The sequence below is a fragment of the Streptomyces sp. NPDC053079 genome (genome assembly GCF_044546695.1).
Taxonomy (GTDB): domain Bacteria; phylum Actinomycetota; class Actinomycetes; order Streptomycetales; family Streptomycetaceae; genus Streptomyces.
Window position 1 is genome coordinate 269,267 of the sequence record NZ_JBITZJ010000002.1, and the last position, 14,204, is coordinate 283,470.

Annotated in this window: 10 protein-coding genes; 6 read left to right on the plus strand and 4 right to left on the minus strand. The window is 73.2% G+C overall.

What is annotated here, in order from left to right; genetic code table 11:
• Positions 1-8: 8 nt before the first annotated feature.
• Both ACIGXW_RS08450 and ACIGXW_RS08455 read right to left on the minus strand, forming a co-directional pair.
• On the minus strand, positions 9-1,640 hold the full coding sequence (locus tag ACIGXW_RS08450) for a peptidoglycan DD-metalloendopeptidase family protein (protein ID WP_399571284.1): 1,632 nt from the start codon (positions 1,638-1,640) through the stop codon (positions 9-11).
• A 229-nt stretch (positions 1,641-1,869) separates the two neighbouring features.
• Positions 1,870-2,751, minus strand: coding sequence for an esterase/lipase family protein (locus tag ACIGXW_RS08455; protein WP_399571286.1), 882 nt, complete (start codon positions 2,749-2,751; stop codon positions 1,870-1,872).
• Between the two features lie 384 nt (positions 2,752-3,135).
• On the opposite strand from ACIGXW_RS08455, the gene ACIGXW_RS08460 reads away from it, so the two are divergent.
• Complete coding sequence (locus ACIGXW_RS08460; protein WP_071962626.1) at positions 3,136-3,549, plus strand: cobalamin B12-binding domain-containing protein; 414 nt, start codon at positions 3,136-3,138, stop codon at positions 3,547-3,549.
• Positions 3,550-3,621: 72 nt separating this feature from the next.
• On the opposite strand, the gene ACIGXW_RS08465 is transcribed toward ACIGXW_RS08460, so the two are convergent.
• Positions 3,622-5,223 carry a DUF5691 domain-containing protein gene (locus ACIGXW_RS08465; protein WP_399571288.1) on the minus strand — a complete coding sequence of 534 codons (1,602 nt, stop codon included), beginning with the start codon at positions 5,221-5,223 and terminating at the stop codon, positions 3,622-3,624.
• Positions 5,224-5,293: 70 nt separating this feature from the next.
• The gene (locus ACIGXW_RS08470) at positions 5,294-6,697 is read right to left on the minus strand and encodes an SWIM zinc finger family protein (protein WP_399571290.1); all 1,404 of its coding nucleotides are present in this window, start codon (positions 6,695-6,697) and stop codon (positions 5,294-5,296) included.
• A 127-nt stretch (positions 6,698-6,824) separates the two neighbouring features.
• Between ACIGXW_RS08470 and ACIGXW_RS08475 the strand changes: the two genes are divergently transcribed.
• The 5 genes from ACIGXW_RS08475 (at position 6,825) to sucD (ending at position 14,014) form a co-directional block, all read left to right on the plus strand.
• Positions 6,825-7,925, plus strand: a complete 1,101-nt coding sequence (locus ACIGXW_RS08475; RefSeq protein WP_399571293.1) for an AAA family ATPase — start codon at positions 6,825-6,827, stop codon at positions 7,923-7,925.
• Positions 7,904-10,459, plus strand: coding sequence for a DUF5682 family protein (locus ACIGXW_RS08480; protein ID WP_399571295.1), 2,556 nt, complete (start codon positions 7,904-7,906; stop codon positions 10,457-10,459). Before ACIGXW_RS08475 ends, ACIGXW_RS08480 begins: the two co-directional genes overlap by 22 nt.
• A complete protein-coding gene (locus tag ACIGXW_RS08485; RefSeq protein ID WP_399571297.1) occupies positions 10,456-11,661 on the plus strand; it encodes a VWA domain-containing protein in 1,206 nt (401 codons plus the stop codon). Before ACIGXW_RS08480 ends, ACIGXW_RS08485 begins: the two co-directional genes overlap by 4 nt.
• A gap of 269 nt (positions 11,662-11,930) precedes the next feature.
• Positions 11,931-13,109 (plus strand): ADP-forming succinate--CoA ligase subunit beta, encoded by a 1,179-nt coding sequence (gene sucC, locus ACIGXW_RS08490; protein ID WP_071965120.1) that lies wholly within the window; start codon positions 11,931-11,933, stop codon positions 13,107-13,109.
• 20 nt (positions 13,110-13,129) lie between these two features.
• Positions 13,130-14,014, plus strand: coding sequence for a succinate--CoA ligase subunit alpha (gene sucD, locus ACIGXW_RS08495; RefSeq protein WP_360911901.1), 885 nt, complete (start codon positions 13,130-13,132; stop codon positions 14,012-14,014).
• The last annotated feature ends 190 nt before the right edge of the window (positions 14,015-14,204 follow it).

The window sequence follows — 14,204 nt, forward strand, 5'->3', positions numbered from 1 at the left end:
CGGTCAGGTCACGTCGGGTCGAGGCTGTGGCTGCGCAGCCACGGCAGTGGGTCGACGGCCGAGCCGCCGGGCCGGACCTCGAAGTGCAGGTGCGGTCCGGTGGAGTTGCCGGAGTTGCCGGAGTAGGCGATGACGTCGCCGGCCTTGACGGGCCCGGACCGGATCTTGGTGCTGCTGAGGTGGCAGTACCAGGTCTCGGTGCCGTCGGGCGACGTCACTATGGCCATGTTGCCGTAGGCCACGTTGTACTGCGTACGGACGGTGCCGTCGGTGGCGGCCATGACCGGGGTGCCGTAGCTGACGGGGAAGTCGATGCCGGTGTGCACCGACATCCAGTTGATGCCCGCTTGGCCGTACATCGCGCTCAGCCCGTGCTGGGAGACGGGCAGGGAGAACTTGGGCCGCTCGCGCTCCTTGCGCGCGGCCTCCTCCGCCTTGCGCTTGCGCTCTTCCTCCTGGCGCGCCTTGAGGTCGATGCGCTCCTGGGTGCGATTGGCGCGGGAGGCGAAGTCGTCGGCGCCGCGGCTGAGGCTCGCGAGCTGGGTGTCCAGCTTGCTGTTGGCCGCCGAGAGCTTGACGGAGGTGTCGGGCGCGGAGGCGGCGGTGGTGTGCGTGTTCTCCTTCTCGCCGCCGCCCGCCACGACGGACGCCGCCGCGATGCCGGCCACGCCCATGACGGCGACCGAGGGCACGGCGACGGTCAGCAGCGCCTTGCGGCGCGGGCGGTAGCCCGCGCGGGCGGGTGCGCCCTTGCGCCTGCTGGCGCGGGAGCGGTCGGGGGCGTCGTCCTGCCGTGCGCGCGAGGGCGCGGGGGTGATGTCGTCCTGATCGTCCGGCTCCGGCGGCTCGACGACCGTCATGGTGCGCGTCTCGGCGTCGGCGACGGCCCGGGGGCCGGGCACGGCGGCCGCAGGCGCGGAGTCCTTGCCGCCGTCCTGGAGGTCGACGCCCGAGAGGTCGACCATGAGCGTGGGGGCGTGCGTGGCCTGGGGCTCCGGGGTCGTGTCGGCCCCGGCCCGGTGGTTCTCCATCGCCGCGTACGCGCCGGCGTCCCAGGTCTGCGTCTGCTGGGCGCTGAGGTCCCCCGCCCAGGACTCGTCCTGGCCCTGGCCCCCCTGGCCCTGGCCCCCCTGGCCCTGAGCCTGGGCCCAGCCGGAGGTGTCCCAGGACTGCGAGGGGTACTGCTGGCCGGAGGTGTCCCAGGACTGGGGGTGGGCGCCGGTGTCCCACTGGTTGGCCTGGTGGTGACCCGTGTCGTACGACCCCGCCGCGGACCCGGCCGCGCTCCAGGCGCCCGTGTCCCACTGGCCGGAGGTGTCCCACTGCCCGGAGTACTCACCGGTGTGGTGCGCTCCCATGGGGTGCTGACCGGTGCCGTGCGGGGCTGCCTGCCCGCCGAGGTCGTAGCCGTTGAAGTCCCAGGTCTGGGTCTGGCCGGTGACACCCCATTGGCTGGTCGTGTCCCAATGGCCGGAACCGCCTGAAGCGCTGGAAACGTCCCACTGTCCGGAGCTGTAGCCGTCGTACGGGGCGTAGCTCTGGGGACTGCTCTGCTGCTCGTACGAGGGGTAATACCCATAGGAGGCATCGGGAGCGGGAACGGACGGAGCCGGGCCCGCCGACGGGTGACGGTCGTTCACCACCACTTCCATTTCGCCTTGGCAGCAGGAGAATTAGCGGCGACTGTACCCGGCGGTATGCGGCGACGACAATCTTCATCCCGTTTCGGCCGGTCGGGCCCTGGGCATTTAGCCGCCTTTTGGTGGATGGAGCCGTGATGGGTCGACTCGACGTTCGATATTCGTTCGACTTGTTATCGGAAGCTTGGCGCGGCGGCGGGACCCTCGGTGGCCGGGCCGTATGCGGCTATCAGGCGACGGACGCGGCTCCCGCGGCGCCGGCTTGCGCGTCCTCCGTGGTCAGCGCCTGCCGGATGCCCGCGGCCACCTCCGGGTGAACGGGCAGGGCGAGATGGCCCACGCCGCTTACGCGCACATTGCGCGAAATCAGATCAGGGTGATCGATAGCGGCCGTCCCGACGGGCACCATGATCTGATCCAGGTCGCTCCAGAAGGCGATGAAATGCGTCGCGCAATGCGGGGCGGGCTCGGCCAGCTCCGCGATGACATCCGAATCGGGGCGCATCTGCCGAACCAGTGGATGCGCGGACATCAGGGGCGCCACGCGCGTACCGCCGTGCGGCGTACCGAGCGTGACCAGAGTGCGCACGCGGGCGTCGCCGCCGAGCCGCTGGATGTAGTAGCGGGCGATGAGGCCGCCCAGGCTGTGCCCGACCATGTCGACCCGCTCGTGGCCCGTGCGGGTGCAGACCTCTTCGACATGGCGGCCGAGCATGGCGGCCGCGGTGCGGAGGTCGCAGGTCAGGGGGGAGTAGTTGAGGGACCAGACCTGTGGCCAGCCGTGCCGGCGCAGCGAGCGGCGCAGCAGCACGAAGACCGAGCGGTTGTCGATGAAGCCGTGGAGGAGGAGCACGGGCGCGTGCGCCGAGGGCGTCCCGGCGCCCGGGTCCGCCGGCTCGGCCAGCGCCTGGGACGCGGCCGGTACGGGCGGGCCGGCCGGGGCGGCGGGCACGGGTGGCGGCCTGCGCTCCTGCGCCACGCCGATGGGGTACATCAGGACGTGCGCGGCGAAGATCGTCAGCTCCAGCACCGTGGAGCGTACGAGCGCCGCCGACGGACGCACAAGAGCACAAGGGCGCAGAAGGATATGGAGAAAGGGCAGAGCCCCCATGGCCGACCGACCTCCCGAACAGCACACAGAAGGCGACCCTCTCCCCCGTGCGCCCTCCTGGGCAGCTGTGCGCTGCCTGCCGGCACCGCTGCGCCGCGCGGCTGACGGCACAGGGCGCGGCGGCCTCGTCGCGGCTCCCCTCGCGACCGCTCCCGGCCCGGTGGCCCGGGGTCCGAGCGGGTGGGTGTGGCCCGTGAGACGCGGGGTGTGAAAGCGGTGCGTAGCGAACGTGTAGTCCCACGTGTGATTTCCCCCTCGCTCTCCACCGCGAAACGGCCGCTTGCGGGATGCTGGAGATAACGTTCGTTCACCTCCCTGGCCCTGTGGGCAGGGGAACCTCGCGGCCGGTTGACGGCACGTACTTGCACGTACATGGAGGCAGTGATGGGAGTGACCGGTCCGATCCGCGTGGTGGTGGCCAAGCCGGGGCTCGACGGCCATGATCGTGGCGCCAAGGTCATCGCACGTGCGCTGCGCGACGCCGGCATGGAGGTCATCTACACCGGCCTCCACCAGACGCCCGAGCAGATCGTCGACACCGCGATCCAGGAGGACGCCGACGCGATCGGCCTCTCCATCCTCTCGGGCGCGCACAACACTCTCTTCGCCAAGGTGATAGAGCTCCTGAAGGAGCGTGACGCGGCGGACATCAAGGTCTTCGGCGGCGGCATCATCCCCGAGGCGGACATCCCCCTGCTCAAGGAGCAGGGCGTCGCGGAGATCTTCACCCCGGGCGCGACGACGACGTCGATCGTGGCCTGGGTCAACGCCAACGTCCGCCAGCCGGCGGGAGCGTAGCCGTACGACGACCGGCGGCACCGGGGCACCGGTGCCGGGCCGGTGGGTCGCGGGGCGGCGGGGCACGCGGGCCTATGCGGTCCCCGCGAGCTCCGCTCGCATCGTGGCGCGCAGACGCAGCGTTCCTATGAGGCGTTGGAAGGCCTCCGTCCAGTAGTCGGCCGCGCCCGTGGACGGTGTCGGGGCGGTCGCCGCCTCCTCGGGGGCAGCCGTGAGGGCCGCCAGGTGGTCGGCCTGGTCCGGGTCCAGACAGCGCTCGGCCAGGCCCATCACGCCGCTGAAGCTCCATGGGTAGCCGCCCGCCTCCCGGGCGCTGTCCAGGGCGTCCACGACCGCCCTCCCCAGTGGCTCCGCCCAGGGCACCGCGCACACCCCGAGCAGCCGGAACGCCTCCGACAGCCCGTGGACGGCGATGAACTCCGCGACCCACTCGGCCCGTTCCACCGGCGGCAGCGCGGACAGCAGCTTCGCCGGGTCCAGCCAGGACGAGCCCACCGGCGCGGGCGGCGTGGCCGCCGGGCCCAGCAGGGCGCGTGACCACTCCGCGTCCCCCTGCCGCACGGCCGCACGGCTCCATGCGGCGTGCAGGTCGGGCTGCCAGCCGTCGGCGACCGGCAGCGCCACGGCCTCGGCCGCGCTGCCCACCCCGAACCGTTCGCACCAGATCGCCAGCGGTGCCGCTTCCACCAATTGGCTCAGCCACCACGACCGCTCGCCCCGCCCGGACGGCGGCTTGGCCACGACGCCGTCCCGCTCCATCCCGCTGTCGCACTCGGGCGGCGCCTCGACCACGATGCGCGGCCCGGCACCGGTGGTGCGGTCCAGGGCGACGCAGCCACGGGCGCGCTCGGCCATCCTCGCCGCGAGCGCGGAACCGGGCAGGGTGGACAGCAGCTCGGCCGCCGTGGCGCGGACGTTACGGCTCCGGTCCGACAGGGCCTGCTCGAGGAACGGCTCGTCGGCGTCGGAGAGCCCCTCACGCAAAGAGTCCAGGAACATCAGCCGGTCCTCCGCCCGCTCCTTCCCCCAGGTCGAGGCCAGCAACTCCCGTGCGGCCGCCGGATCACGGCGCCGCAACGCCGCCAGCAGCGCGACCCGCTCGGCGAACAACCCCTCCTGCCAGGCCCGCTCCCCGGCCCCGTCACCGCTCGCGGGGACGGCCGTCGCGGCCGGCGCCGCGTTCCCGCGCAGCGCGTACTTCCACTGCGGGTTGAGCCGGGCCAGCCACAGCGCTCTGGGCCCGCCCAGAGCCAGCGCCTCCGGGCGCAGGTCGCTGCGGGCCCGGGCCGCCTCCAGCAGCGCGGGCAGCAGCACCGCCGGGGCGCGGTAGCCGTGGCCGTTGGCGGCCGCCAGCCACTGGGGCAGCAGCTCGGTGAGGTCCGGGGCGCCGCTCCGGCGCCCCCCGCCGCCGGGGCCCGCGCGGTCGGCGAGCAGCAGCGCCAGCCGCCGCCGCGCCGCCTCCGGCAGCGCCGGCCGCCCGTCCTGCGGCGCCGCCCCGGGCCGCGCTCGCGCCGCGACCGGCAACAGCGCGGCCCGCCGCTGCACGGTCCGTACCGCGGCCGCGTCCAGCAGCGCGGCGGCGGCCTCCTGCCCGGGCTCCTGCCGCACGGGCACGGTGCGCCGCTCGGTGCCGAGCAGCGCGGTGGTGACGAGCTCGTCCCACGTACTGGTCATCTGCTTGCCCTTCCCTGAGTGCGGCCCGCCCCGCTGGGGGCGGATGAATCCCTGCCGGAACGGGCGGCCGTCACAGCGCCACCACGTCCGGATCCCATGTCGCCAGCGGAGTGAAGCCCCGGTGGCCGCACTCGCCGAAGACCCGTACCGGCGCACCGCCGGATATCGCCGCGAGCCGCCACAACCCCGTACTGTCGCCGTCGCACCGGGGATCGACCGGAAGCGCCGACTCGCCCTCCGCGTCCGCCACTTGCCATCCGCGCCCGTCCGCGCCCGGCACCGGGACCACGGCCGACAGCACCACCGGCCACGCCTCCAGCCAGGGATCGTCCCGCAGGGCCTCGCCGTAGGCGTGCAGAGCGGCGGTCGTGTCGCCGCCCTGCGGCGGCTCGGGGCAGGGCGCCGGAGCCGCGTGGCGGGTGCCCAGCACCGCGCGCAGGGGCCGCGCCGAAGGATGGAACACGAGATCGGTGTCCAGGGCGAGGCCCACGGGAAGAGAGAGCTCGGGCGCGCGGCCGGCAGCGCCATAAGAGAGGACAACGGCCATGCGGCCCGTACGGCGGCCGTGGAGCCAGATGCGGCGGGTGACCAGACGGCCGTCGTCGCTGTCCCGCTGGGCCAGGACCAGCCAGTGGTCCCGGACGGGTGTCGCCGAGGCCAGCAGCGTCGACGCGTCGGAGGTGATGCCGACGCGCGAGCGGACCGTGGCGGCCAGCGGCTCCGGCAGCTCCTCCACCCGCAGATACCCCTGATTGAGCGTGTGCAGCAGGGCGCACTCCTCCAGGAGCCGCGACGCCCACGCGGCCCCTGCCCCGGCGCCGGTCGCCGACGCCAACTCCCTTACCCGCGAGGCGAGGCCGGGCGCCTGGGCGTCGACCATGCGGGCCGCCGTCTCGTCCCACTGCCCGTACCCCGCGCCCTCGACCGACGCGAGACCGCCCCGCAGCAGATCGGCGAGCCGCTGCTCCAACTCCGCGGCGCCCGCGGCGATCCGCTGCGCCCGCCGCTCGGCGCGCCGCCGCGCCGCCTCCGCGCCCGCCGCCGACCGCGCCGGGCCGGCCTCGGTCCCCGGCTCCGCGGCCCGCTCGGCACGCTGCCGCCGCCGGGCCAGCCACTGCCCCGCCCAGTCGGGCGGCTCCGAGGCCGAGGACGGCACGGCCCCCTCGCCCTCGGTCCAGAGCAACAGCAGGCCCAGCGCGTGCTTGCACGGGAACTTGCGGCTCGGGCAGCTGCAGTGGAAGCCCGGCCCGCCCTGCCCCGACAGGTCCACCACCGTGCGGTACGGCTTGCTTCCGCTGCCCGCGCACTCCCCCCAGACCGCGCCCGCGCCCCCGCCCCCGGGCGTCCCCCCGTCCGTACCCGCGCCCGACCACGGGCCGGGCGCCGCGAGCTTGGCGCCCGCCTTGCGTGATGCGGCGTCAGGAGCCAGCGCGAGCACCTGTTCCGCCGTCCAGCGTTCCCCCTGCGGATTCATGCCACCGAAGGTAGGGCCCGCCACTGACAATCGCTCTGACCAGCGGTTTTGTCACGCCGAGGCCGATTGTCAGTGGCGTGGTGCAGGGTGGTCGACGTATCCCGGAAGCGCACGACGAGGGGGACTTGTGACCGTGCCCGGAATTGAGACCGAAGCCCTGCGACCGCACGCGGAGGACGCCTTCGCCGACGAGCTGAAGGCCCTCGCGGCGGCCGACGACCGCCCCAGGCCCGAGCGTTGGCGCCTGTCGCCGTGGGCCGTCGCCACCTACCTGCTCGGCGGCACGCTGCCCGACGGCACCGTGATCACGCCCAAGTACGTCGGCCCGCGCAGAGTCGTCGAGGTCGCCGTCACCACGCTCGCCACCGACCGCGCCCTGCTCCTGCTCGGCGTGCCCGGCACGGCCAAGACCTGGGTGTCCGAGCACCTGGCCGCCGCCGTCAGCGGCGACTCCACCCTGCTTGTCCAGGGCACGGCCGGCACCGCCGAGGAAGCCATCCGCTACGGCTGGAACTACGCCCGCCTCCTCGCCCACGGCCCCAGCCGCGAAGCACTCGTGCCGAGCCCCGTCATGCGGGCCATGGCCGAGGGCATGACCGCGCGCGTCGAGGAACTGACCCGTATCCCGGCCGACGTCCAGGACACCCTCATCACCGTCCTGTCCGAGAAGACCCTGCCCATCCCCGAGCTGGGGGAGGAAGTGCAGGCCGTCCGCGGGTTCAACCTGATCGCCACGGCCAACGACCGCGACCGCGGGGTCAACGAGCTCTCCAGCGCCCTGCGCCGCCGCTTCAACACGGTCGTCCTGCCCCTGCCCGCCACGGCCGACGCCGAGGTCGACATCGTCGCCCGCCGCGTCGACCAGCTCGGCCGCTCCCTCGACCTGCCCGCCGCGCCCGACGGCAGCGACGAGATCCGCCGCGTCGTCACCATCTTCCGTGAGCTCCGAGAGGGGGTCACCACCGACGGCCGTACGAAGCTGAAGTCGCCCTCGGGCACGCTCTCCACCGCCGAGGCGATCTCCGTCGTCACCGGCGGCCTGGCGCTGGCCGCCCACTTCGGCGACGGCGTGCTGCGCGCCGGGGACGTGGCCGCCGGCATCCTCGGCGCCGTGGTCCGCGACCCGGCGGCCGACCGGCTCGTCTGGCAGGAGTACCTCGAGACCGTCGTCCGTGAGCGCGACGGCTGGAAGGACTTCTACCGGGCATGCCGAGAGGTCTCGGCATGAGCACCGCCGCCGCCCCGGTGCTGCTGGGGGTGCGCCACCACGGCCCGGGCTCGGCGCGGGCCGTCCGGGCGGCGCTCGACCAGTGCCGGCCGAGCGCCGTACTGATCGAGGGCCCGCCCGAGGCGGACGCGCTCGTCCACCTCGCCGCCGAGGAGGACATGCGCCCGCCCGTCGCCCTCCTCGCCCACGCCGCCGACGACCCCGGGCGGGCCGCGTTCTGGCCGTTCGCAGAGTTCTCGCCGGAATGGGCGGCCATGCGCTGGGCCCTGGCCCACGACGTGCCGGTGCGCTTCATCGACCTGCCGGCGGCCCACTCGCTCGCCCTGAGCGGCCGCGGCCCGGCCGCCCCCGAGCCGTCGCCCGACACCGAGACTGACGCCAAGACTGACGCCAAGTCCGACACCAAGACCGACGCCGAATCCGGCACCCGCGCCGAAGCCGGGGCCGAGGCCACGACGGTGCCGTCGGTGTCGCGGCTGGATCCGCTGGCGGCGCTGGCCGGAGTCGCCGGGTACGACGATCCCGAGCTGTGGTGGGAGGACGCCGTCGAACACCGCCGTGGCGGTGGCCCCGAGGGCGGTGACGCGCTCGCGCCGTTCCAGGCCATCGCCGAGGCCATGGCCGAGCTGAGGGCCACCTTCGGTGAGGACGACGCCGGCGGCGACGGCGGCGACAGCGGGGCGAGCGCCGAGGACGCCGGTGCCCGGGACGCCGTGCGCGAAGCGCACATGCGGCTCAAACTCCGCCAGGCGCGGCGGGAGTTCGGGGACGCGGTCGCCGTCGTCTGCGGCGCCTGGCACGTACCCGCGCTCGCCGCCAAGCGGACCGTCACCGCAGACCGGCAGGCACTCAAGGGGCTGCCCAAGGTCAAGGCCGAGATCGGCTGGGTGCCGTGGACCCACCGCAGGCTGGCGCGGCACAGCGGCTACGGCGCCGGGATCACCTCGCCCGGCTGGTACGAGCACCTCTTCCACGCCCCCGACCGGCCCGTCGAGCGCTGGATGACCACCGTCGCGAGACTGCTGCGCGACGAGGACCACCCCGTCTCCTCCGCCCATGTCATCGAGGCCGTGCGGCTGGCCGACACCCTCGCCACGCTGCGCGGGCGGCCGCTCGCCGGGCTCACCGAGACCACGGACGCGATCCGCGCCGTGATGTGCGAGGGCTCGGACGTGCCCCTCGCGCTCGTCCGGGACCGGCTCGTGATCGGCGACGTGCTGGGCGAGGTCCCCGACTCCGCGCCCGCCTCGCCCCTGCGGCGCGACCTGACGCGCCTCCAGCGCAGCCTGCGGCTCAAGCCCGAAGCGGCCTGGCGCGACTGGGAGTTCGACCTGCGCAAGGACACGGACGCGGCGCGCAGCCGGCTGCTGCACCGGCTGGGGCTGCTCGGCGTCGGCTGGGGCGAGCCGACGCGCGCGCGGAGCGGTCTCGGCACGTTCCGCGAGACTTGGCGGCTGTGCTGGGAGCCCGAACTGGCCGTGCGGCTCGCCGAAGCCGGCGTGTGGGGCACCACCGTGGAGAGCGCGGCGACCGCCAGGGCCGAGGCCCTGGCCCGGGAGGCCACCGCCCTCGCCGACGTCACCACCCTGGCCGAACGGTGCCTGCTCGCCGGCCTGTCCGACGCCCTGCCCGTCGTCATGAACGCCCTCTCCGAGCGGGCGGCCCTCGACACGGACGTCGGACACCTGGCCCAGGCCCTGCCCGCCCTCGTCCGCTCCGTGCGCTACGGCGACGTCCGCCGCACGGACACCGCCGCACTAGGCGAGGTGGCCGCAGGACTGGCCGAACGCGTCTTCGTCGGACTGCCCGCCGCCTGCGCGGGGCTCGACACGGACGCCGCCACGGAGATGCGGGGCCATGTGGACGCCGTTCACCAGGCCGTCGGCCTCTTGGCCGAGTCGGACCAGCAGGACCAGCAGGACCAGCTGGCCCGGCCCGGCCCGTCCGGCCGGCCCGCCGAGTCCGCCGAGTCCCCTGAGCCCGGTGAGCCCGCCGAGCCCGGCATGCGCGAGCGGTGGGCCGCCGTGCTCAAGGTGCTGGCCGGGCGGGAAGGGCTGCCCGGAGGGATACGCGGCCGGGCGGCACGGCTGCTGCTCGACGACGGGCGGCTGCCCGAGGAGGAGGCGGCGCGGCTCATGGGGCGTGCGCTCTCGCCCGGCACGGCACCGGCCGAGGCGGCCTCCTGGATCGAAGGGTTCGTCGGCAGCGGCGGATCCGGCGGCATGCTCCTGGTCCACGACGAACGCCTCCTCGCCCTCGTCGACGCCTGGCTCACCGGCGTCCCGCCGGAGGCCTTCACGGGCGTACTGCCGCTGCTGCGCCGCACCTTCTCCGCGTTCGAGCCGGGGGTGCGCCGCACGCTCGGCGAACAGATCCGCCGGGGCCCGGCCGGCGAGGGCCCGGGCGGGACGACGGCGGGGGAGAAGGGCATACCCGGCTTCGGCCCGGCCCTCGACGAGGAGCGGGCACGGGCCGTACTGCCGACGATGCGCCTGCTGCTGGGCACGGCACCGACTGGGGGAGCGGAACGATGACCACAGGAACGATCACGAACGCGGCCGGGGACGCCGGAACCGACGCCGCCGAGCGGCTGCGGCGCTGGCGGCTCGTGCTGGGCGGCGAGGGCGACGGCGGTGACGGCACCGGGTGCGCGCTCGCCGGGAGCGACGCCGCCATGGACCGGACGCTGGAGGCGCTCTACGGCGGCCGCCCCGGTACGGGCCGCGAGCGGGCCGGCGGGCCGCGCGAGGCCGGGCTCGGCGGGTCGGCGCCGCGGGTCGCACGCTGGCTGGGGGACATCCGGACGTACTTCCCGGCTTCCGTCGTTCAGGTGATGCAGCGCGACGCCATCGACCGGCTCGGCCTGTCCGCACTGCTGCTGGAGCCGGAGATGCTGGAAGCCGTCGAGGCGGACGTCCATCTCGTCGGCACCCTGCTGTCCCTCAACAAGGCGATGCCCGAGACCACGAAGGAGACCGCCCGCGCCGTCGTCCGCAAGGTCGTCCAAGAGCTGGAGAAGCGTCTGACGACGCGCACCCGCGCCACGCTCAACGGCGCCCTCGACCGTTCCGCGCGCGTCAGCCGGCCCCGGCACCGCGACATCGACTGGGACCGCACCATTCGGGCCAATCTCAAGAACTATCTGCCCGAGTACCGCACGGTCGTCCCGGAGCGCCTCGTCGGTTACGGCCGGGCTTCGCAGTCGGTGAAGAAGGAGGTCATCCTCTGCATCGACCAGTCCGGCTCGATGGCTCCCTCTGTCGTCTACGCCTCGGTCTTCGGCGCGGTCCTCGCCTCGATGCGGGCCCTCGACACCCGCCTCGTCGTCTTCGACACCGCCGTCGTGGACCTCACCGAGCAGCTCACCGACCCCGTGGACGTGCTCTTCGGCACCCAGCTCGGCGGCGGCACGGACATCAACCGCGCGCTCGCCTACTGTCAGTCACGGATCACCCGACCGGCCGAGACCGTCGTCGTCCTCATCAGTGATCTCTACGAGGGCGGGATCCGCGACGGAATGCTCAAACGGGTGGCGGCGATGAAGGCGTCCGGTGTCCAGTTCGTCACACTTCTCGCGCTCTCCGACGAGGGTGCGCCCGCCTACGACCGGGACCACGCCGCCGCGCTCGCGGCCCTCGGCGCCCCCGCCTTCGCCTGTACGCCCGACCTCTTCCCGGACGTCATGGCGGCGGCCCTGGAGAAGCGCCCGCTGCCGATACCGGACACGGCGGCGTGAGCCCGGCGGGCGAAAGCGCTGCGGTTCCGGTGGCCCCGTTGTATACCCGAAATGCGTACGGCGCCGTCGCGATCTGTGAGCGTAATCACGGCCCGAGTGTGACCTGCGATTTAGGGAGCCCCCGCCCTCGGGGATAACCTGCGAGACGGACATGCCGCGTCAACGGTGAACGTGTGCCGCCCTCGTAAAAGATCGCGTCGTCACGCTGCCCTGCGGCACGCCCGCGCAGACAACGAACCGCGATATCCATGGAAAAGGGACGGACGCGCGTGGACCTGTTCGAGTACCAGGCGAGGGACCTCTTCGCCAAGCACGGTGTACCGGTGCTGGCCGGTGAAGTCATCGACACGCCTGAGGCGGCGCGCGCGGCGACTGAGCGCCTTGGCGGCAAGTCGGTCGTCAAGGCGCAGGTGAAGGTCGGTGGCCGCGGCAAGGCCGGCGGCGTGAAGCTGGCCGCCACGCCGGACGAGGCCGTCGCCCGCGCGACGGACATCCTCGGCATGGACATCAAGGGCCACACGGTCCACAAGGTGATGATCGCCGAGACGGCCCCCGAGATCCTCGAGGAGTACTACGTCTCGTACCTCCTCGACCGCACCAACCGCACCTTCCTGGCCATGGCCTCGGTCGCGGGCGGCATGGACATCGAGGAGGTCGCCGCGACGACCCCCGAGAAGCTCGCCAAGGTGCCGGTCGACGCCAACAACGGCGTCACGATCGAGAAGGCCCGCGAGATCGTCGCCCAGGCGAAGTTCCCGGCCGAGGTCGCCGAGAAGGTCGCCGAGGTCATGGTGACCCTGTGGAAGACCTTCGTCGCCGAGGACGCGCTCCTCGTCGAGGTCAACCCGCTGGCCAAGGTCGCGAGCGGCGACGTCATCGCGCTCGACGGCAAGGTCTCGCTCGACGAGAACGCCGACTTCCGCCAGCCGGAGCACGAGGCGCTCGAGGACAAGGCCGCGGCCAACCCCCTCGAGGCGGCCGCCAAGGCCAAGGGCCTGAACTACGTCAAGCTCGACGGCCAGGTCGGCATCATCGGCAACGGCGCGGGTCTCGTCATGAGCACCCTGGACGTCGTCGCGTACGCCGGTGAGAACCACGGCAACGTCAAGCCGGCGAACTTCCTCGACATCGGCGGCGGCGCCTCCGCCGAGGTGATGGCGAACGGTCTCGAGATCATCCTCGGCGACCCGGACGTCAAGTCCGTCTTCGTCAACGTCTTCGGTGGCATCACCGCGTGCGACGAGGTCGCCAAGGGCATCGTCCAGGCCCTGGAGCTGCTCAAGGCCAAGGGCGAGGACGTCACCAAGCCGCTGGTCGTGCGCCTCGACGGCAACAACGCGGAGCTGGGTCGCAAGATCCTGTCCGACGCCAACCACCCGCTGGTCCAGCGCGTGGACACCATGGACGGCGCGGCCGACAAGGCCGCCGAGCTGGCTGCGGCTAAGTAAGGGACGAGGACTCCACAACCATGGCTATCTTCCTCACCAAGGACAGCAAGGTCATCGTCCAGGGGATGACCGGCGCCACGGGCATGAAGCACACCAAGCTCATGCTGGCCGACGGCACCAACATCGTCGGTGGCGTGAACCCGCGCAAGGCCGGCACGAGCGTCGACTTCGACGGCACCCAGGTGCCCGTCTTCGGCTCCGTCGCCGAGGCGATGGAGAAGACCGGTGCCGACGTCACCGTCGTCTTCGTGCCGCCGGCGTTCGCCAAGGCCGCCGTGGTCGAGGCGATCGACGCCGAGATCGGCCTGGCCGTCGTGATCACCGAGGGCATCGCCGTCCACGACTCCGCCGCCTTCTGGGCGTACGCGGGCTCGAAGGGCAACAAGACCCGCATCATCGGCCCGAACTGCCCCGGTCTCATCACCCCGGGCCAGTCCAACGCCGGCATCATCCCGGGCGACATCACCAAGCCCGGCCGCATCGGTCTCGTGTCGAAGTCCGGCACGCTGACCTACCAGATGATGTACGAGCTCCGTGACATCGGCTTCTCCTCCGCCGTCGGCATCGGTGGCGACCCGGTCATCGGCACCACGCACATCGACGCGCTCGCCGCGTTCGAGGCCGACCCCGAGACCGACCTGATCGTCATGATCGGCGAGATCGGTGGCGACGCCGAGGAGCGGGCCGCGGACTTCATCAAGGCCAACGTCACCAAGCCGGTCGTCGGCTACGTGGCCGGTTTCACCGCGCCCGAGGGCAAGACGATGGGCCACGCCGGTGCGATCGTGTCCGGTTCGTCCGGCACCGCGCAGGCGAAGAAGGAGGCCCTCGAGGCCGCGGGCGTGAAGGTCGGCAAGACCCCGTCCGAGACGGCTCGCCTGGCGCGCGCCGCGCTGGCCGGCTGACGCCGAGGCCTTAGCGACATCGGAGGCCGGGCCGCGGCGGACGCCGCGGCCCCGCTTCCAGGGTGTGGGCCCGTCCCCCTCGAGGGGGACGGGCCCACACCCATATGCACCGCAAAACGGTTCATAGACATATTTCCTGCCATACAAGCGACACGACGGTCAATTGCCAGCTACCGGCAGGAAAGCCGTG